18 protein-coding genes and 1 pseudogene are annotated in these 19254 nt (G+C 69.2%); 9 read left to right on the forward strand and 10 right to left on the reverse strand.

The window, feature by feature from the left end:
- Window positions 1-294: 294 nt before the first annotated feature.
- Window positions 295-2040 carry an ATP-binding protein gene (locus DJ019_RS19700; RefSeq protein WP_165844096.1) on the reverse strand — a complete coding sequence of 582 codons (1746 nt, stop codon included), beginning with the start codon at window positions 2038-2040 and terminating at the stop codon, window positions 295-297.
- A 204-nt stretch (window positions 2041-2244) separates the two neighbouring features.
- On the opposite strand from DJ019_RS19700, the gene DJ019_RS19705 reads away from it, so the two are divergent.
- A complete protein-coding gene (locus DJ019_RS19705; RefSeq protein ID WP_111278557.1) occupies window positions 2245-2595 on the forward strand; it encodes a phage holin family protein in 351 nt (116 codons plus the stop codon).
- 3 nt (window positions 2596-2598) lie between these two features.
- Here DJ019_RS19705 and DJ019_RS19710 read toward each other — a convergent pair whose 3' ends face one another.
- The 4 genes from DJ019_RS19710 to groES all read right to left on the reverse strand — a co-directional run bounded on the left by DJ019_RS19710 (window position 2599) and on the right by groES (window position 6333).
- The gene (locus DJ019_RS19710) at window positions 2599-3282 is read right to left on the reverse strand and encodes a DUF6624 domain-containing protein (protein ID WP_111278386.1); all 684 of its coding nucleotides are present in this window, start codon (window positions 3280-3282) and stop codon (window positions 2599-2601) included.
- A gap of 70 nt (window positions 3283-3352) precedes the next feature.
- The gene (locus DJ019_RS19715; protein ID WP_111278389.1) at window positions 3353-4165 is read right to left on the reverse strand and encodes an enoyl-CoA hydratase/isomerase family protein; all 813 of its coding nucleotides are present in this window, start codon (window positions 4163-4165) and stop codon (window positions 3353-3355) included.
- Between the two features lie 168 nt (window positions 4166-4333).
- The gene (gene groL / locus DJ019_RS19720) at window positions 4334-5980 is read right to left on the reverse strand and encodes a chaperonin GroEL (RefSeq protein ID WP_111278392.1); all 1647 of its coding nucleotides are present in this window, start codon (window positions 5978-5980) and stop codon (window positions 4334-4336) included.
- 65 nt (window positions 5981-6045) lie between these two features.
- Window positions 6046-6333, reverse strand: coding sequence for a co-chaperone GroES (groES, locus tag DJ019_RS19725; protein ID WP_111278395.1), 288 nt, complete (start codon window positions 6331-6333; stop codon window positions 6046-6048).
- 196 nt (window positions 6334-6529) lie between these two features.
- Between groES and DJ019_RS19730 the strand changes: the two genes are divergently transcribed.
- Window positions 6530-7744: an SAM-dependent methyltransferase gene (locus DJ019_RS19730; protein WP_111278398.1), complete on the forward strand. Its 1215-nt coding sequence runs from the start codon at window positions 6530-6532 to the stop codon at window positions 7742-7744.
- 105 nt (window positions 7745-7849) lie between these two features.
- Window positions 7850-8260: a hypothetical protein gene (locus DJ019_RS19735; RefSeq protein ID WP_111278401.1), complete on the forward strand. Its 411-nt coding sequence runs from the start codon at window positions 7850-7852 to the stop codon at window positions 8258-8260.
- 45 nt (window positions 8261-8305) lie between these two features.
- Here the strand turns inward: DJ019_RS19735 and DJ019_RS19740 are convergent, their stop codons facing one another.
- On the reverse strand, window positions 8306-9604 hold the full coding sequence (locus tag DJ019_RS19740) for an acyl-CoA dehydrogenase family protein (RefSeq protein WP_111278404.1): 1299 nt from the start codon (window positions 9602-9604) through the stop codon (window positions 8306-8308).
- Between the two features lie 138 nt (window positions 9605-9742).
- Between DJ019_RS19740 and DJ019_RS19745 the strand changes: the two genes are divergently transcribed.
- From DJ019_RS19745 to DJ019_RS19755, 3 genes are all read left to right on the forward strand, one after another.
- Complete coding sequence (locus DJ019_RS19745; protein ID WP_111278406.1) at window positions 9743-11068, forward strand: acyl-CoA dehydrogenase family protein; 1326 nt, start codon at window positions 9743-9745, stop codon at window positions 11066-11068.
- Between the two features lie 402 nt (window positions 11069-11470).
- Entirely contained in the window at window positions 11471-12223 is a 753-nt protein-coding gene (locus DJ019_RS19750; protein ID WP_111278409.1) for a TSUP family transporter, read from the forward strand.
- Between the two features lie 274 nt (window positions 12224-12497).
- Entirely contained in the window at window positions 12498-13082 is a 585-nt protein-coding gene (locus DJ019_RS19755; protein ID WP_111278412.1) for a GNAT family N-acetyltransferase, read from the forward strand.
- On the opposite strand, the gene DJ019_RS19760 is transcribed toward DJ019_RS19755, so the two are convergent.
- The 3 genes from DJ019_RS19760 to tadA form a co-directional block, all read right to left on the reverse strand.
- Window positions 13079-13960: an SDR family NAD(P)-dependent oxidoreductase gene (locus DJ019_RS19760; RefSeq protein WP_111278415.1), complete on the reverse strand. Its 882-nt coding sequence runs from the start codon at window positions 13958-13960 to the stop codon at window positions 13079-13081. The two genes, DJ019_RS19755 and DJ019_RS19760, sit on opposite strands and share 4 nt — an antisense overlap.
- Before the next feature lie 77 nt (window positions 13961-14037).
- The gene (locus tag DJ019_RS19765; protein WP_111278418.1) at window positions 14038-14475 is read right to left on the reverse strand and encodes a DUF6265 family protein; all 438 of its coding nucleotides are present in this window, start codon (window positions 14473-14475) and stop codon (window positions 14038-14040) included.
- Window positions 14472-14918, reverse strand: coding sequence for a tRNA adenosine(34) deaminase TadA (tadA, locus tag DJ019_RS19770; protein WP_111278420.1), 447 nt, complete (start codon window positions 14916-14918; stop codon window positions 14472-14474). The genes DJ019_RS19765 and tadA overlap by 4 nt, the downstream gene beginning before the upstream one ends.
- 12 nt (window positions 14919-14930) lie before the next feature.
- Here tadA and DJ019_RS19775 point away from each other — a divergent pair, with 12 nt between their 5' ends.
- Window positions 14931-16214: a pseudouridine synthase gene (locus tag DJ019_RS19775; RefSeq protein ID WP_111278423.1), complete on the forward strand. Its 1284-nt coding sequence runs from the start codon at window positions 14931-14933 to the stop codon at window positions 16212-16214.
- Here the strand turns inward: DJ019_RS19775 and DJ019_RS21460 are convergent.
- Window positions 16171-16872: pseudogene (locus tag DJ019_RS21460) on the reverse strand (enoyl-CoA hydratase/isomerase family protein); the annotation flags it as partial. The gene DJ019_RS19775 and the pseudogene DJ019_RS21460 sit on opposite strands and share 44 nt — an antisense overlap.
- A gap of 117 nt (window positions 16873-16989) precedes the next feature.
- Between DJ019_RS21460 and rsmD the strand changes: the two are divergent.
- Window positions 16990-17559 (forward strand): 16S rRNA (guanine(966)-N(2))-methyltransferase RsmD, encoded by a 570-nt coding sequence (gene rsmD, locus DJ019_RS19785; protein ID WP_111278427.1) that lies wholly within the window; start codon window positions 16990-16992, stop codon window positions 17557-17559.
- A gap of 109 nt (window positions 17560-17668) precedes the next feature.
- Window positions 17669-19252, forward strand: a complete 1584-nt coding sequence (locus DJ019_RS19790) for an ATP-binding protein (protein WP_111278430.1) — start codon at window positions 17669-17671, stop codon at window positions 19250-19252.
- Window positions 19253-19254: the final 2 nt, after the last annotated feature.

The raw sequence follows: 19254 nt of genomic DNA on the forward strand, positions 1-19254 counted from the left end.
AAGGCTCTGGGGGACACGGCCCCTCCACCGACAGCCCGCCTGGCGCGGCTACGCCAGGCGGGCGTCCCGGAAGACGTCGCCACTGTAGCAGCCAGCCAACAAACAAGGGGGACCGGCCGCCGAGCCGAAGGCGAAGATCGGCGGGTGGAGGGGGCGAGCCGGGAGCTCGGCGGATCGATCGGCGTGGCTGGTGCGGTGCGTGGGACTCGCCCCCACCACCACGCGCTCTACGGCCGGCTTCGCCGACCTCGGCCCGCGGTCCCCCTCCCGCCGCTTCGCGGGGGAGGTGAAGTTCTAGGCGGCTGAAGCCGCCGAGTCGCCCGCCAGGGCGCGTTCGGCGCGGGCGGTCATGACGTCGCCGATCGCCCCGATGAGGGCGGCGGGCTGGACGGGCTTGTGCTGCAGGGCGTCGAAGCCGAGGCCTCGCAGGCGCGTCTCCTCGCCGGGCATGGCGTCGGCGGTGAGGGCGATGATCGGGATGTCGTGGCGGCCGACCTGGCCGTCGCGGATGCGGCCCACCGCCTCGATCCCGTCCATCACCGGCATGTGGACGTCCATCAGCACCACGTCGAAGACCTCGGTGCGCAGGCGCTCGAGGGCCTGTTCGCCGTCGCCGGCCGTCTCCACGACGGCGCCGGCGGCCTCAAGGATGGCGCGGGCCACGGCCTGGTTGATGGGGTTGTCGTCGGCCACAAGGATGCGGATCGCCGGCAGGTCTTCCGGCCGGGCGGCCGTGTGGGGCTGTTCGTCGGCGGCGGGCAGGGGCAGCCAGACCCGGAAAGTCGACCCCTTACCCGGGGTGCTCTCGACGTCGATGTGGCCGCCCATGCGGGTGGCGAGGTCGCGGCAGATGGCCAGGCCCAGGCCCGTGCCGCCGTACTTGCGCGCGGTCGAGGTCTCAGCCTGGACGAAGGGGCGGAAGAGGTTGGCGAGCTGGTCGGGCGTGATGCCGATGCCGGTGTCGACGACGCGGATCTCCACCCCGCCGTCGCCGTCGGCGCTGGGATAGGTTGAGGCCTCGAGGCGGACGGAGCCGGTCTCGGTGAACTTCAGGGCGTTGGAGACCAGGTTCATCACGATCTGGCGCACGCGGGTCTCGTCGCCCAGCACACGGGCCGGCAGGTCGGCGTCGACCTCGCAGGTGAGGCTGAGCTGCTTGGCCTTGGCGCCTTCCAGCCACAGCTCGATCACGTGGTCGCTGAGTTCCCGCAGGTCGAAGGAGGCGACCTCCAGATCCATCCGGCCGGCCTCGATCTTGGTCAGGTCGAGGACGTCGTTCAGCATCACGAGCAGGGTGTCGCCCGAGCGCAGCATGGTCTCGACGTAGCGCTGCTGGCGGGGCTCCAGGGTCGTGCGCTGCAGCGCGCGGGCCATGCCCAGCACGCCGTTCAGCGGGGTGCGCAGCTCGTGCGTCACCATGGCGAGGAACGCGGACTTGGCCTCGTTGGCGGTGACGGCGGCGCGCTCGGCCTCCGCGAGGGCGGCGGCGGTGCGGACGTTGGCCCGGGCGCTCGCGCCGACATAGGAGAGCAGGAGGGCGAGGCCGACCGTGACGGTGACCAGCCCGACGCCCGAATAGCCGCCCATGAAGACGGGCAGGGCGAACCACAGCGTCGCGGGGACAATGCCCATGGCCGCAAGGGCGGCGGGCGAGCGCGACGAGAAGCCCTGAGCGTGGGTCAGCAGACCTGCCAGAATGGCCAGGGCGGCCAGGCGGAAGGGTTCCTCTCCGGTCACCCACAGGCGGACGGCCAGAGCCGACCAGGTCAGGCTCGACACCACCATGCAGGCCACATAACCAGCCCGCTGGAGCCGGCTCATGTGTTCGCCGCGAGCCACGGGGCGCGTGACGATCCGGGTGATGGTCTCGTGGAACGCGAAGGCCCCGAACCACGTCAGGGCGAAGGTCGGGCCGAAGATCAGGTTGGCGATGACCGCGGCGCCGACGCCCGCGAGCAGACGCACGACGAGCACCGCCGCGGCTGTGACCGCGACGATCTCCAGCCGTTCGTCGAGCAGGCTCCAACGCTTGTCGGTCACCGTCGTCCGACTCCAGATCATCCCCCGGCGCCAACCACCCCCTGTGGCGCCATGACGCACCACTATGACGCGCAAGTGTGAACGGACCCTTGTTCTGCGAATGGATATTTTCGGGACGACGCCGGTCGGCGGCGGCGGGTTTCCCCGGAGACCCGAATGGCCCTAGGCTCGTGATGGTGAAGGCCGAGGGGAGCGCAGATGCTGCTGGCGAAATTCCTGATCCGCGCGGTGTTCGCCGCGCTGGGTCTATGGGTGGCCTCGGCCATCGTGCCGGGGGTGCGGGTGGACGACACCGGCACGCTGATCCTGGCGGCGGTGCTGCTGGGGCTGGTGAACGCCTTCGTGCGGCCGGTGGTGACGATCCTGACCCTGCCGATCACCATCCTGACGCTGGGCCTGTTCCTGCTGGTGGTGAACGCCGGGATGATCGGGCTGGTGGCGCTGATGCTGGGCGGCTTCCACGTGAACGGGCTGCTCGCCGGCATCCTGGCGGCCATCGTCACCGGCATCGCGAGCTGGATCGGCGGCATGGTGATCCGCGACGACCGCAAGTAGGCCTCAGCAGGGCGCGGGTCCGGAGTAGTTCTTGGCGAGGTAGCTCGCGTAGGGCTCCATCCCGAGCTTCGCCCGCCGTGCGTCGAGGTTATCTGGGTCCTCGATGGGCAAGGGGACCCATTTCCCAGCCTTGCAGCTCATCTGCGAGCCATAGCGCTGCTTGCGGCCCTCGGTGGTCTCCAGCCGGTCGTACATCAGCGCGAAGTGGCGGCCCTCCACCTCGCCCTTGGCGGCGAGGGGCTCCAGCACCGGCACGAAGCGGCGCCAGAGGTCGACGTTCCCGTGCTGCACGATCAGGAAGGCGGCGCGGGACGCCTCCTTGCCGTAGCGGCTGATGGTGAACCAGCCCTCGGGCGGCAGCATCTCCAGAACGGCCTTCTGGTTGGCCTCGTCGATCGGAGTGATCTGCCGCCACATCGCCGTGTAGGCAGCCTTCCGTTCCGCCGGCGGGATCTTCTGGAAGTCGACGGCCATCATGGCGGCGCGCGGGGCCTGTTCCAGGTCGCGCATGCGCAGGAGCTTCTCGGCGTCGTCCTTCGGCGGCGGCAGGGCGGCCTGATCGGCTCGAACCTTCGCAATCGCCGAGGCCACGGGCGCGATCAGGATGCGGGTCTCCGGGGAGTGTTCCGCAGGCGTCGCCGCGACTGGGGCGGCGATCGCCTGCGCGAGTAGCAGCGCAACAAACATGAAGAGCCCTCCCGCCGCGCACGCTTACCAGAAGTTGCGGCGGGATTGGGGCGCTATCGACCCTTGAAGACTAGCGACCCTTGAAGTCGGGCGCGCGCTTCTCCTGGAACGCCTTCACCGCCTCGCCGAAGTCCTCGGTGCGGATGAGCGGCATGAGCTGCAGGAAGACGTGGTGGACGTGCTCGTTGAAGCCTTCGGAGAGGCCCATGCGCATCATCCGCTTGGCGGCCTGGACCGCGAGCGGGGCGTTGGCGGCGATCTCGGCGGCGAGCTTGCGCGCCTCGGCCTGGAGGTCGCCCTCGGGCACGGCGCGGGAGGCGAGGCCCAGGGACACGGCCTCGTCGCTGCTCAGCGTGCGGCCGGTGAAGATCAGCTCGGCGGCCATGGACCAGCCCACGAGGCGCGGCAGCAGCCAGGTGCCGCCGGACTCCGGGACGATGGCGCGCTTGGTGAAGGCCACGGCCAGCTTCGCGCCCTCGGCGATCAGGCGCATGTCGCAGCCGAGCGCGGTGTCGAGGCCGTAGCCCGCGGCCGAGCCGTTGAGCGCGCAGATCGTAGGGGTGTCGAGGTTGAAGAGGACCGTCGGCGGGGTGGCGCGCAGGTCGAGGTTGGTGGAGGTGGACGAGCCCTCCAGCCCGAGCTTGCCCTGGCTGGCGCCCCTGAGGTCGAGCCCGGCGCAGAAGGCGCGGCCCTTGCCGGTGAGGATGATGGCGCGCACGTCCGGGTCGCGGTCGGCCTTCAGCAGCAGCTCGGTGAGCTGGGCCAGCATGGTCCCGGAGATGGTGTTCATCCGGTCGGGGCGGTTCAGCGTGATCGTCGCGATGTGTTCGCTGACGTCGTAGAGCACCTCGTCGTCGAGCACGGCGGCGGAGTCGGCGGGCATGACGGAACCTCCCTCTGATTTTCCGCCAGCGTAGCAGCCGTCCGCGACGTCACGCACGGGCAAAGAAAAAGGGCGGAGCCTTGCGGCCCCGCCCTCGATCTTGTCTGGGTCCCGGCTCGGCCTTCGGGCTTCGCCCTTCGTTGGCCGGGATGACAGGCTTCTAAGGTCTTAGAAGTCCATGTCGCCCATGCCGCCCATGCCGCCGGGCATGCCGCCCGGAGCGCCGCCGCCCTTCTTGGGGGCTTCGACGATGGCCGCTTCGGTGGTGATCAGCAGGCCGGCCACCGAGGCGGCGTCCTGCAGAGCCGTACGGACGACCTTCGCCGGGTCGATGACGCCGGCCTGCACCAGGTCGACGTACTCTTCCGTCTGGGCGTTGAAGCCGAAGGTCGGCGAGGCGTTCTCGAGCACCTTGCCCACGACGATCGAGCCTTCGACGCCGGCGTTCTCGGAGATCTGCCGGATCGGGGCCTGGAGCGCGCGGCGCACGATGGCGATGCCGGCTTCCTGGTCGTCGTTGTCACCCTTGAAGCCGTCCAGCACGCGGCTGGCCTTCAGCAGGGCGACGCCACCGCCGGGGACGATGCCTTCTTCCACCGCAGCGCGGGTGGCGTTCAGGGCGTCGTCGACGCGGTCCTTCTTTTCCTTCACTTCGACTTCGGTCGCGCCGCCGACGCGGATCACCGCGACGCCGCCGGCCAGCTTGGCCAGACGCTCTTGCAGCTTTTCCTTGTCGTAGTCCGAGGTGGTGTCCTCGATCTGCTTCTTGATCTGCGAGATGCGGCCTTCGATGCCGTCCTTGTCACCCGAACCGTCGACGATCGTGGTGTCGTCCTTGGTGATGGTGACCTTCTTGGCCTTGCCCAGCATGTCGAGCGTGACGCTCTCGAGCTTGATGCCGAGGTCTTCGGAGATCAGCTGGCCGCCGGTGAGGATCGCGATGTCCTCCAGCATGGCCTTGCGGCGGTCGCCGAAGCCCGGAGCCTTGACGGCCGCGACGCGCAGGCCGCCGCGCAGCTTGTTGACCACGAGGGTCGCCAGCGCTTCGCCTTCCACGTCTTCCGCGATGATCAGCAGCGGACGGCCCGACTGCACGACGGCCTCGAGGACCGGCAGCAGCGGCTGGAGCGAGGAGAGCTTCTTTTCGAAGAGCAGGATCAGCGGCTCTTCGAGGTCGGCCTCCATCTTCTCCGCGTTGGTGATGAAGTACGGCGACAGGTAGCCGCGGTCGAACTGCATGCCTTCGACGACGTCGAGTTCGGTCTCGGCGGTCTTGGCTTCCTCGACGGTGATGACGCCTTCGTTGCCGACCTTTTCCATGGCCTTGGCGATCATCTCGCCGACTTCCAGGTCGCCGTTGGCGGAGATGGTGCCGACCTGAGCGATCTCGCTGTTGGCCGAGACCTTCTTGGCGTTCGACTTGATCTCTTCGATCACCCGGGCGACGGCCTTGTCGACGCCGCGCTTCAGGTCCATCGGGTTCATGCCGGCCGCGACCGACTTCAGGCCTTCGACCACGATGGCCTGGGCCAGGACGGTGGCGGTGGTGGTGCCGTCGCCGGCCTTGTCGTTGGTCTTGGAGGCGACTTCACGGATGAGCTGGGCGCCGAGGTTCTCGAACTTGTCGGCCAGCTCGATTTCCTTCGCCACCGACACGCCGTCCTTGGTCGAACGCGGAGCGCCGAAGGACTTCTCGATGACGACGTTGCGGCCCTTGGGGCCGAGGGTCACCTTCACCGCGTTGGCGAGGGTGTTGACGCCGCGCAGCATGCGGTCGCGAGCGTCGGAGGAGAAATAGACGTCTTTGGCAGCCATGGCTGGGTCTCTTTCCTAGATTTCTTGCGGGGGAAGCGGCCGGATCGCCGGCCCTTGGCGGTCGCTTAGGCGACGACGCCCAGGATGTCGCTTTCCTTCATGATCAGCAGATCCTGGCCGTCGAGCTTGACCTCGGTGCCGGACCACTTGCCGAACAGGATGCGGTCGCCGGGCTTCACGTCCAGCGGCTGGACCTTGCCGGAATCGTCGCGGGCGCCGGGGCCGACGGCGATCACTTCGCCTTCCTGCGGCTTTTCCTTCGCGGTGTCGGGGATGATGATCCCGCCCTTGGTCTTCTCTTCTTCCTCGACGCGCTTGACGAGGACGCGATCCCCAAGAGGACGAAACGCCATGATTTTCTCTGCTCCGTGCGAGACGGTTGAATGTCGGTGACGTAGCGCTCGGGTGGGCTGTTAGCAGTCCCGGCCCCTGAGTGCTAACGACCGCGGGGAGGTAGGGAAGCCGCCTTTTCGAGTCAAGGGCGTCGCGTGCGGGGGTTGGCAATTCTCCCCCGGTCCATAGTCTCGACGAAAAGTTGGGAGGTCCGCGATGGGGCTGCAAGCCGTCCTGCAGAAGATCGTCCGTTCGGGCGACCTGACCGTGAAGCTGCCGGGCGGGGGGCAGATCCGGCTAGGTGACGGAACAGGGCCGGCGCTGGTCTGCCGGGTGACTTCGGCCGCGTGGGCGGCGCGGATCGCGGCCAAGCCGGGGCTGGGCGTCGGCGAGGCCTACATGGACGGCGGGCTCGTGCTGGAGCAGGGCGGGATCGACGAGTTCATCGACCTTGTCGGCGAGAACGCCAAGTACAAGGTCAGCAAGAGGGGCGGCCTGAAGAAGTGGCTTCGCCGCACGCTGCGCGAGGCCAACGACCGGGTGGCGGCGCGCAAGAACGTCGCCCACCACTACGACCTCTCCTACGACCTGTACCGGCGCTTCCTCGACGAGGACATGCAGTACTCCTGCGCCTACTTCGCCCGGCCCGACATGACGCTGGAGGAGGCCCAGGTGGCCAAGAAGCGCCACATCGCGGCCAAGCTGTGCCTGGAGCCAGGGCAGTCGGTGGTGGAGATCGGCTGCGGCTGGGGCGGCCTGGCGCTGACGCTGGTGGAGGAGGCCGGCGTCGAGGTGGACGCCATCACCCTTTCGGTGGAGCAGCTCAAGGTGGCCAAGGCGCGGGCCGAGGCCAAGGGGCTGGCGCACAAGGCGCGGTTCTCCCTGACCGACTATCGCGACCTGCAGGGGACCTATGACCGCGTGCTGTCGGTGGCGATGTTCGAGGCGGTCGGGCGGCCGAACTACCAGGAATATTTCGACGGGGTGGCGCGGCTGATGAAGGACGACGGGGTGGCGCTGATCCACTCCATCGGTCGGCCCGAGGGCGGGGCGGTGACCAACGCCTGGATCGACAAGTACATCTTCCCGGGCGGCTACAGCCCGGCGCTGAGCGAGGTGATGCCGGCGATCGAAAAGGCGGGCCTGCTGGTGACCGACGTCGAGATCCTGCGGCTCCACTACGCCGAGACGATCCGGCACTGGCGCGAACGGTTCGCCAAGGTGCGGTCCGAGATCGCCGAGCTCTACGACGAGCGCTTCTGCCGGATGTGGGAGTTCTATCTGGGCATCTCGGAGCAGAGCTTCCGCCACCGCCGGCAGTTCATCTTCCAGATCCAGCTGGCCAAGCGCGTGGACGTGGTCCCGATCACCCGCGACTACATCGGTGAAACCGAGCGAGCCATGGGCAAGCCGGCGCGGAAGGTGGCGTAGGCGGATGGCGCGCCTGAAATGTGTGGAGACGCCAAAATTCCGCCGCTAGGGTCCGGCCGAACTCCGGGCCGAAATCCCGGTGCGACCCTGTTGGAGAGAACGCCCATGCGCCGCGCCTTTGCGCTTGCCGCCACCCTGTCGCTGATCGCCGGCGCCGCGACGGCCGAGACCTGGACCAAGTATGTGGACGGCCCGAACGGGACCCAGTGGTCGTACGACGCGGACTATACCTACAAGGACAAGCAGACCGGCCGCCTCGTGGTGATGCAGGCGATCTCCAAGCCCTCGGCCAACCTTGGACCGTCCGGTCCCGGCAAGCCGGACGGCGTGGGCAGCGTCATCGCCATCGACTGCAAGGACAAGAACCTGATCACGCTGGGCGGCTACAAGCCCTCGGCCCCGCTGGACATCAAGGACACCTGGCGCAGCGAGACGCCCAAGAAGGCCACCGGCGACGACAACGCCGCCCTGATGGCCGCGGTCTGCCCGCACGTCGACCACGTGCCGGTGAAGTGAGGCCGTGAGGCGGCCGCCACCGGCCGCCTCCGCCTTCTTCTCCGCCTAGCGGATGCCGACCGGCACGCGCTCGGCGTCCTTTTCGGCCTCGGCGCGGGCGTTGAGGCCGCGGTACTTGGCGTACTCCAGGCGGGCGATGGTGCGGTTGTGCACCTCGTCCGGACCGTCGGCGAGGCGAAGGGTGCGCTGGCCGGCGTAGGCCTTGGCGAGGCCGAAGTCGCTGGTGACGCCGCCGCCGCCGTGGGCCTGGATGGCGTCGTCGATCACCTTCAGCGCCATCGCCGGAGCCTGGACCTTGATCATGGCGATCTCGGTGCGGGCGGCCTTGTTGCCCACCTTGTCCATCATGTCCGCCGCCTTCAGGCACAGCAGGCGGGTCATCTCGATGTCGATGCGGGCGCGGGCGATCCGCTCCTCCCAGACGGAATGCTCGGCGATCGGCTTGCCGAAGGCGGTGCGGGTCAGCAGGCGCTTGCACATCTTCTCCAGCGCCACTTCCGCGGACCCGATCGTGCGCATGCAGTGGTGGATGCGGCCGGGCCCCAGGCGCGCCTGGCTGATCTCGAAGCCGCGACCCTCGCCGAGGATCAGCGAATCCTTGATCGGTACGCGGACGTTCTCCAGCACCACCTCGGCGTGGCCGTGCGGGGCGTCGTCGTAGCCGAACACCGGCAACATCCGGAGGGTCTTGATGCCCGGCGCGTCCATGGGGACGAGGATCTGGCTCTGCTGCTGGTGCAGCGGGGCGTCAGGGTTGGTCTTGCCCATGACGATCGCGATCTTGCAGCGCGGATCGCCCATGCCGCTGGACCACCACTTGCGGCCATTGATGACGTAGTCGTCGCCGTCGCGCTCGATGCGGGTCTCGATGTTGGTGGCGTCGGACGAGGCGACCGCCGGCTCGGTCATGAGGAAGGCCGAGCGGATCTCGCCGTTCATCAATGGCCGCAGCCACCGGTCCTTCTGCTCACGCGTGCCGAAGCGGTTCAGCACCTCCATGTTGCCGGTGTCGGGCGCGGAGCAGTTGAACACCTCGGAGGCGAACTCCACCCGGCCCATCATCTCGGCGATCAGGGCGTATTCCAGGTTCGTGCACTGGAGCCCCTCGAACCGGAAGCTCTCGTCCACGTGCGGGTGGCCGGAACCGGGCGGCATGAACATGTTCCAGAGGCCCGCCGCCTTCGCCTTGGCCTTCAGCTCCTCGACGACGGGAATGACCTTCCAGCGCTCGCCTTCCTCGTGCTGCTGCTCGTAGGTCGGCACGGCGGGATAGACGTGGGCGTCCATGAAGTCGGAGACGCGGGCGATCAGCTCCTTCTGGCGGGCGGAATATTCGAAATCCATCGGGGCGGCTCCGGTTCAAACAATCGTTTGAATGTGATATGCGCCCTGTGGACGAACAGTTGTTTGATTTTTGGCAAGTCTGCGCCCATGGTCGGCGCTTACGATTTTTCGGCATCAGCGCTCTGGGAGGAGTGACCCATGAACAACGTCGCGGCGGAACGCGCGAATTCCAGCTTCGGGCTGAGCCCGCAGGACGAGCTCAACGACCTGCGGATGTCGGACAAGGCGCTGCCCCTCTACAACGCGGTGAAGGACTTCATCCGCGACGTCTGCGAGCCGGCGTCCGAGGAATGGCACCGCCTGGGCGAAGGCCGCCCCGACCCGTGGCAGTACGCGCCCGGCCAGCTGGAAGTCCTGGAAGCCGCCAAGGAGAAGGCCAAGGCCGCAGGCCTCTGGAATTTCTTCCTGCCGAACGCCGAGACCGGCGAGGGCCTGTCGAACCTGGACTACGCCTACATCGCGGTGGAGCTGGGCAAGGTGCGCCTGGCGTCCGAGATCATGAACTGCGCCGCGCCCGACACCGGCAACATGGAAGTGCTGGAGCGCGTCGGCACGCCCGAGCAGAAGAAGCAGTGGCTGGAGCCCCTGCTGAGAGGCGAGATCCGTTCGGCCTACTGCATGACCGAGCTGAACACCGCCAGCTCGGACGCCAAGAACATCGACACCCGCGCCGTGCGCGTCGGTGACGAGTACATCATCAACGGCGAGAAGCACTACATCTCGGGCGCCGGCAGCCCGCGCTGCAAGGTCATGATCTGCATGGTGAAGACCGGCGAGGAGAACGCCCCGCCGCACCTGCAGCAGTCGCAGATCCTGGTGCCGCTGCCCTGCGAGGGCGTGGAGATCGTCCAGGGCCAGCAGGTGTTCGGCGACTACGACGCGCCGCACGGCCACATGCACATCCGGTTCAACAACGCCCGGGTGCCGGCCTCCAACATGCTGCTCGGCGAAGGCCGCGGCTTCGAGATCAGCCAGCTCCGCCTCGGCCCCGGCCGTATCCACCACTGCATGCGCGCGATCGGCTCGGCCGAGAAGGCGCTGGACCTGATGGTGACCCGCGGCATGACCCGCGTGGCGTTCGGCAAGCCGATCATCCAGCTGGGCGGCAACCTCGAGATCGTCAGCCGCGCGCGGATCGAGATCGAGGCCATGCGCCTGATGGTGCTGAAGGCGGCCAAGGCGATGGACGTGCTGGGCAACCGCGAAGCCCGCGTCTGGATCCACATGGTGAAGGCCATGGTGCCCGAGCGCGTGTGCAAGATCATCGACCAGGCGATCCAGATGCACGGCGCCCTGGGCGTGTCGCAGCACACCCCGCTGGCCCGCATGTACGCCAACACCCGCACCCTGCGGATCGCCGACGGCCCGGACGAGGTGCACCACATGGTGGTGGGCCGCAACGAGCTGCAGCAGTTCCGCGAAGGCCCGCACGACTCGTCGATGTCGGCGGTGTTCCGGAACTAGGGTCGACGGTCAGTCGAGATACTGGAGAGCCCTCGCGAAAGCGGGGGCTCTTTTCGTTTGGGGCCACAGAAAACACAGATGTCCCGGAAGGGCGGTGTGACTGGAGCGCCGACCCGTTCTGTGTCCGTCTGTGGTTTCGGTGGTTCTCTCGCCTGCGGCGCTTCGGGTTGATCGGGGCGATCAACCTTGGCCGGGCGGGCAGCATGGGTGTAAGCGAACGGCGATCCGCGATGGACACCCTATTCGACCTCCAGCCCGGCTGCGGCCGAGGCTCTTCCCAAGGCGCTCGCCGCGACCGGCTCGCAGCGCCCGCTCCTTCCCGCGCGCGACGCGCAGCTGACCGGCGATCGGAGGCGGCCTGTGCCCGCCTCTCGGGGCCGGTCGCAATCCTGGAGGATCCAGATGACCCTGGTTTCCGCGGCCTTCGTGGTCTGCATGGCGTTCCTGACCGCCACGCTCTCGGGCGTGTTCGGCATGGCGGGCGGCCTCGTGCTGATGGGCGCGCTGGCCTTCGTGCTGCCGGTGCAGGCGGCCTTCGTCACCCATGGCCTGCTGCAGCTGGTGGCGAACGGCTGGCGGGCGATCCTGCACCGTAGGCACGTCCGCTGGGACATCGTCGGGTGGTACGCCCTGGCCTCGGCGGTGGCGGCCGGCGCCGTTTGGCTGCTGACCTTCACCCCCTCGAAGCCGCTGCTGTTCCTGCTGCTGGGGCTGGCGCCGTTCCTCACCTGGCTGCCGCAGCGGTGGATCAACCTGGATGCGGCGAAACCGGCGCAGGCGTTCCTCTCGGGACTCTCGGTGACGGGCCTGAACCTCACGGCCGGGGTCGCCGGGCCGCTGCTGGACATCTTCTTCGTCCGCACCGAGCTGACGCGGCACGCCATCGTCGCCACCAAGGCGGCGACCCAGGTGTTCGCGCATCTGTCCAAGATCCTGGTCTATGGCGCGCCCCTGCTGGCCGGGGCGGAGGTCGGGATGCCGCCGGTCTGGGTGTTCGCCCTGGCCGTGCCGCTGTCGATGCTGGGGACGGTGGCCGGCGGCGCGATCCTCAACCGCATCACCGACGTGGACTTCAAGCGCTGGACCCGCTGGATCGTCACGGCGGTGGGGGTGACCTACCTGCTCCGCTCGGCCCAGCTCTTCGCCGGCGGCTAGAGCCGTGGCCGGGTCAGGCCGCCCGCAAGAAAAACGGCCGGGTCACGAAGACCCGGCCGGGGGGAAGTTCTTAGGGAGGAAACGCCCAGGAATGGGCAAGGGCTGAGGTATGTCTCGAAAGCGGCGGCGCAAGGGCCGAGAACGGGTTTTTTGAGGCCGACGACGAAAAAGCGTGGCCGCGCAGGAAAGTGGTCTGCTCGATCGGTTGATATTGGCCATTATTGACCGGTCCGCTTGCGGTCTAAGACGCCCCGATAGCTCGAGGAGGGGCAAAATGAAGCTGGTTCCGCAGGTCCTGGAAAACGCGTTCGTGCGGCTGGAGCCGATGGAGGACGCGCACCGCGAGGGCCTGCGCGCGGCCTGCAACGCCGACCAGCGGATCTGGACCGAGCTCTACCCCTTCTCGTGGGCCAACGAGCAGTTCGAGCCGACCTGGGAGAAGCTGCGCCGCGACCAGGCCGAGGGAAGCAACCAGCCCTACGCGGTGCTGGTCGGCGGAGAGGTCGTGGGGATCACCACCTTCTACGCCATCGAGCCGGCCAATGCGGCGGTGGCGGTCGGGGGCACCTACTATCGGCCCGACCAGCGGGGCGGGGCCACGAACCCGGCGGCCAAGCGGCTGATGATGGGCCATGCGTTCGGCGCCGGCGCGCGGCGGGTGGTCTATCACGTCGACGCCCTGAACCTGCGCAGCCGGGCGGCGGTGACCAAGCTGGGCGCGGTTCAGGAAGGGATCATGCGCCAGGACCGGGTCACCTGGACCGGCCGCCTGCGCGACACGGTGGTGTTCTCGATCCTGGCGGACGAATGGCCGTCGGTGCGCGACCGCCTGGAGGCGCGGCTGGCCGTCTTCGCCTAGCGCGCCGCCGCGCCCAGCCGGTGGACGTTCTCCGGGACGTCGAAGAACACCTTGGCGGCGTTCTCGGCGACCTCCTGGGCGGTGTAGGGGCGGCCGGGCGCGAAGCCTTCCGTCTCCACCATCTTGATCTCGCGCACGCCGCGGGCCGAGACGCCGAGGATCTTTCCCGAGTGCTCGGCGGCCAGGTCCGAGACCATGAAGAGCACCCCGGGGGCGACGTTCTCGGGCAGGCTCAGCGGATCGGGCTCGCGCCCCTGGCGGCCGGGCAGGTCCGAGGTCATGCGGGTGTAGGCGCCGGGGGCGAGGCCCATGACTCGGATGTTGTACTTGCGGCCCTCGATCGCCATCACCCGGACCATGCCGTAGATGCCGGCCTTGGCCGCGCCGTAGTTGGTCTGGCCGAAATTGCCGTAGAGGCCCGAGGTGGACGAGGTCAGGACCATGGAGCCGCCGCCGTTCTCCTTCATCCACTTCCACACCGGCAGGGCGCAGCAGTAGGTCCCCTTGAGGTGGACCTTGATGACCGCGTCCCAGTCCTCCTCGCTGGTGTTGGCGAAGCTGCGGTCGCGCAGGATGCCGGCGTTGCAGACCAGGATGTCCACGCGCCCGAAGGCGTCGAGGGCGGTCTTCAGGATGTTCTCGCCCCCGGCCACGGTGGAGACGTCGTCGCCGTTGGCCACGGCCCGGCCGCCCTCGGCGACGATGGCGTCCACGACCTTCTGGGCGGCCGAGCGGTCGGCTCCGCTGCCGTCGCGGGCGCCGCCCAGGTCGTTGACGACGACCGCCGCGCCTTCCCGCGCGAAGAGTTTCGCATAGGCTTCCCCCAGGCCGTTCCCCGCCCCGGTGATGATCGCGACCTTCCCGTCCAGCAGTCCCATGTCGTCCTCCCGTTCGGCCTCTTCGGGCCATACCGATAATTGGAAGGATCATGGGTCCGGCGCCGGGCCGGGCGCAATCACTTGATTCGCGTGTAGCGCCATTCCTCGCGGCGAAGGGCGCCCTTCACCGCGCCCTCCACGGCGGCGCAGAGGTCCACGCCGCAGCGGCGGTAGATGACCCGCTGGGGATAGTCGTGGGCGAGGTTCTCGAAGACCGCCTCGCCGTCGGGACCAGGCTTCAGCACGAACGGCGTCGGCGGCTGTCCGGGGAGGACGGCGGTGAAGGTGGCGCCGGCGGGCTCGGCGGTGATCTTCATGTGCTCGACGAAGGGCTTGCGGCCCGGGCGGTTGGTCTGGCCCGCGCCCGCCATCACGCCGCCCAGCGGCGGCAGCCAGGTCTCGCGCACCGTGGCCCCGTCCTTCTCGGCGATCCAGCTTCCGGCCATCCAGGACAGCCTGTCTACGTCGGCCACGGCGGCGACGGCGCCGCTGGCCAGCAGGGCGGCCAGGATCATGGCTTCGCCCTCCGTCTGGCCTGGAAGAAGCCCTTCAGCATCGCCGAGCTCTCCTCGGCCAGGACGCCGCCCTCGACCTGAGGCCGCCAGTGGCAGGTGGGCTGTTCGAAGAAGCGGGGGCCGTGGACGACGGCGCCGCCCTTGGGATCTTCGGCGCCGAACACCACCCGGCCGATACGGGCATGGCTGATCGCCCCGGCGCACATGGCGCAGGGCTCGAGCGTCACATAGAGGGTCAGGTTGGTGAGGCGATAGTTGCCCAGCTTCGCCGCGGCGGCGCGCAGGGCGACGACCTCGGCATGGGCGGTCGGATCGTGGCTGCCGATGGGCTGGTTGGCGCCCACAGCGACGACCTCGCCGGTGGCCGGATCGACGATCACGGCGCCGACGGGCGTCTCGCCGGCGTCCGCGGCGGCTTGCGCTGCTTCGAGCGCGATGCGCATTGTCCGGCGATCATGGTCCACGACCCCCTACGAAGCGACGCCGCGGGCGAAGGTCAACCCCAGGACGGCGAGGGCGAGCGCGTCGCCAAGCTGCTGGCGCGCTGCGGCGTGGGCTCGCGCCGGGACGTGGAGCGCCTGATCGGCGAGGGGCGGGTGGCGATCAACGGCCGCACCCTGGACACCCCAGCGGTGAAGGTCGAGCCCGGCGACATCATAACCGTCGACGGCGAGGTGGTGGGCGAGCCCGAGCCGACACGCCTGTTCCGCTATCACAAGCCCGTCGGTCTCGTGACGACGCACAAGGACCCCGTGGGGCGGCCGACCGTATTCGAGGCGCTGCCCGAGGGCTTGCCGCGCCTGATCTCGGTCGGGCGGCTTGACCTGAACTCCGAGGGGCTGCTGCTGCTGACCAACGACGGCGAGCTGGCGCGGGCGCTGGAGATGCCGTCGACGGCGATCGTCCGCCGCTATCGCGCCCGGGCCCACGGCCGCACGACGCAGGAGAAGCTGGACACCCTGAAGAACGGCATCACAGTCGAGGGCGTCCGCTACGGGCCGATCGAGGCGAAGCTGGACAAGGCCAAGGAAGGCCCGCAGGGCGCCAACCTCTGGCTCACGGTCACGCTGCACGAGGGCAAGAACCGTGAGGTGCGGCGCGTGCTGGAGGCGCTGGGCCTGAAGGTGAACCGGCTGATCCGCCTGGCCTATGGCCCGCTGGCGCTGGGCACCCTCGGCGTCGGGGAACTGGAGGAGGTCGGGCCGCGGGTGGTCCGCGAGCAGTTCGCCGAGCACATCGACCCGGCCAACCTGCCGAAGGGCGAGCGCCCGCAGTACCGCTCGCCGGCCCGCAAGCGGCGTAGAGCCCAGGACGAGGCCGAGGTCGTCGCCGCCCCCGCTGCGCCGCGCGAGCCCAAGGGGAAGACCGAATACAAGGCCGGCTGGGCCAAGCCGAAGAAGAAGGTCCGCCCCCACCCGCCGCCGAAGAAGGCCGCCGCGCGGCCCGGCGATGGGAGGCAGGCCGATACCAGGCACGTCGAGGCCAGGCCTGCTCGCGCCAAGCCCGCAGGGGGCAAGCCCTCAGCGGCCAAACCTTTCGGAGCCAGGGCTGGGGCCAAACCGACAGGGGCACGGCCCACGGGCCCAAAGCCCGCCGCGGCTAGACCTTCTGGATCTCGGCCGGCCGGCGGCCCCGGCGAAGGCCCGCGCGGGCCGAGGCCGTCCGCATCACCTCGGAAAAGCCCCGGCGCTCGTCCGCCAGGCCGTCCGAAACCGGGCGGTCGAGGGCCGCGCGGGTAAGGCGCTTGGCGTAGGCGATCCCCTCGGCCCCACGCCCCTCCCACTCGGCGGCGATCTCCAGCGCCCGCGCCAGCGGATCGGCGGCCAGTTCGTGAACGAGGCCGATCCAGTGCGCCTCTACGCCGTCGAAGGTGAGCCCGCGCAGGATGATCTCCAGCGCCTTGGCCTCGCCGACCACGCGCGGCAGGCGCTGGGTCCCGCCGCCGCCGGGGAAAATGCCGATGCGGGTCTCGGGCAGGCCGATCGCGGCGGCCTCCGGCGCGGCGATGCGCAGGTCGCAGGCGAGCGCCAGCTCGAACCCGCCGCCCTGGCAGAGGCCGTTGATCGCCGCGACCACGGGCTTAGGCGCCTCGGCGATCTCATCGACCAGGGCCAGGAAGCCCTGCCGTGGCCGGCGGCCCGGCTCGGGCGGCGGCAAGGGCGGCGCGCCCTCGGTCGCATCGCTGGCGTCGGACAGTTCATCGACGTCGTAGTGGCGGATGAAGATGCCGGGGACGCCGCCGGTGATGATCACCGACCGGACCTCGGGATCGGCCGCCAGCGGGCGGAAGGCCTCCAACATCTCCTGGGCCCCTGCGGCGGTCATCGTCCCCCAGGGCGGATTCGCATAGGTCATCACCGCCGTCCCGCCGTTGCGGTTCACCGTCACCAGGCCCATCGGCCGTCCTCCCCTTGATTGTTGGGCCAAAGCTTGGAACGGGGAGGCGGAACAGGGAAGTGTGCCCCAAGGGCAGGACTGCGCAGGGCAGGATTGGGCACGGCAGGGAGCGGCGGCTTGCGGATCGTGGCGGGAGAGTTTCGCGGCAAGGCGCTGGCGGCGCCGAAGGGAGACGCCACGCGTCCGACGTCTGATCGCGCCCGGCAGGCGATCTTCAACATCCTTGAACACGCGTCCTGGTCGCCGGGTATTCGTGATCGCCGGGTGATCGACCTGTTCGCGGGCTCGGGCGCCCTCGGCTTCGAGGCCGTGTCGCGCGGCGCGGCCTTCTGCCTGTTCGTGGAGACCGACGAAGCGGCCCGGGGCGCGATCCGCGAGAACGTCGACGCCATGGGACTGTTTGGCCGTACCCGCGTGCATCGCCGCTCGGCCATCGACCTGGGGGTCAGGCCCGGGGCGGACGGCCCGGCGTTCGACCTGGCGTTCCTGGACCCGCCCTACGGCAAGGGCCTGGGCGAACAGGCCCTGGAGCGGCTGGCGGCGGGAGGATGGCTGGCTCCCGGCGCCACGGTGGTCTTCGAGCGCGGTGCGTCGGAGTCGCCACTCGCCGTTGAAAACTACCAGGTATTGGACGATCGCGAATACGGAGCGGCGCGCGTCTATTTCCTGAAATTTGCTCAAGCGTGATGTGTGTCACAAATATTTCGCGAAAGTTTGTTGATTGGGGAGAGTTGAGCTAACCGCGCGTTAGGCGTGCATCCGCGATCCGTTGCCCCGCCCTTGTGCGGAGTTCGATATGACCCGGCTGTTCGACATTGCGCCATACGTCCCGCCGGTGTCGCCGGCCGACCTGGGCGGAGATGTCTATCAGCGGTTCCAGGACGAACCGGACACCCTGGCCATCGCCGTGGTCGATGCGGACGGGACACCCCTGGGGCTTGTGGAGCGGAACGCCTTCCTGGTCCTGATGGCCGCACAGTACGGTCACGCCCTGTGGTCGAAGCGGCCCATCTCCCACGTGATGAAGCGCGATCCGGTGGTCGCGGCGGGTGAGACCTCGGTGGCGGACTTCTGTGGTCAGGTGCTGGACGAGCAGGCGTCGGAACTGCTGCACGGCTTCATCGTCACGCGCGCGGGCCGCTATGCCGGCGTCGGAACGACCTTGAACCTCCTGCAGGCGTCGGCGGCTGCGGCGGCCAGCCATGCGGAGACCATGAGCCGGCTGGCCTGGGAAGCCAGCGAGGCTCTGGCCACCAAGGGCCGCTTCCTGGCGGTGATGAGCCACGAAATCCGTACGCCGCTGAACGGCGTCCTGGCGGTGGCGGAAATCCTGAAGCGCAAGTCTGGGCAGCCGGACCTCGCGCCCTTCATCGACACGATCCTCGAGTCGGGCGGAGCTCTGCTTCGCCTGCTGAACGATGCGCTCGACCTCTCCCGGGCCGAGGCCGCGGAACTGACCCTGCACGAGGACGTCCATGCAGCGGCGCGCCTGCTGGACGACGTGGCGGGACTCTGGGCGGCGCAGGCCGAGCTGAAGGGGCTGACAGTGGACGCCGCCTACGAGGGGCCCGAGGACCTGTGGGTGCGCGTGGATCAGGTCCGACTGCGACAGGTGCTCAACAACCTGGTCGGCAATGCGCTGAAATTCACCGCCAAGGGCGGTGTGCGGGTGCGACTGACGGCAAGCGTCCATGACGATCGGGTGCGCCTACGGGGCGAGGTCCGCGACACCGGCCCCGGGATCCCGCCGGATCGGCTGGCCGACATCTTCACCCCCTTCCTGCAGACTGAGGAGGGCGTCCGGCACGGCGGCGCCGGCCTGGGGCTGGCGGTCTGCCGCCAGATCGTCGAGCGGATGGGCGGCGCGATCGCGGCCCACCCATGCGAGGCGGCTGGCGCGCGCTTCGTCTTCGAGGTCGTCCTCGACCGCGCGGCGCCCGCGCCCAGCCAAGCCGTCACCGCATCGACCATCGAGGCCGCGCCCGGGGCGGTGCGGATCCTGATCGTCGACGACAACGCCACGAACCGGATGGTCGCCCGGACCCTGTGCGAGATGTTCGGCTGCGTCTGCGAAACGGTCGACAACGGCCTCGACGCGGTCCGGCTCGCCGCGGACGGGGGCTTCGACCTCATCCTGATGGACATCAAGATGCCCGGCGTCGATGGCGTCGAAGCCACACGCCGCATCCGTTCGGGTGGCGGGCCCGCTTCCCAGGCCCCCATCCTGGCGCTGACCGCCAACGCCGATCCGGCGGACGCCGCCTTCTATCGCCTGTGCGGGATGAACGGCGTGGTGGAAAAGCCCATCAAGCCCGAGCGCCTGCTGGCCGCCATGAACGCCGTGCTGGCGGTCGAGGGCGCCGAGGCGGCGGCGGCCTGAGG

It is taken from the genome of Phenylobacterium kunshanense (assembly GCF_003254525.1).
Classification (GTDB): Bacteria; Pseudomonadota; Alphaproteobacteria; order Caulobacterales; family Caulobacteraceae; genus Phenylobacterium; species Phenylobacterium kunshanense.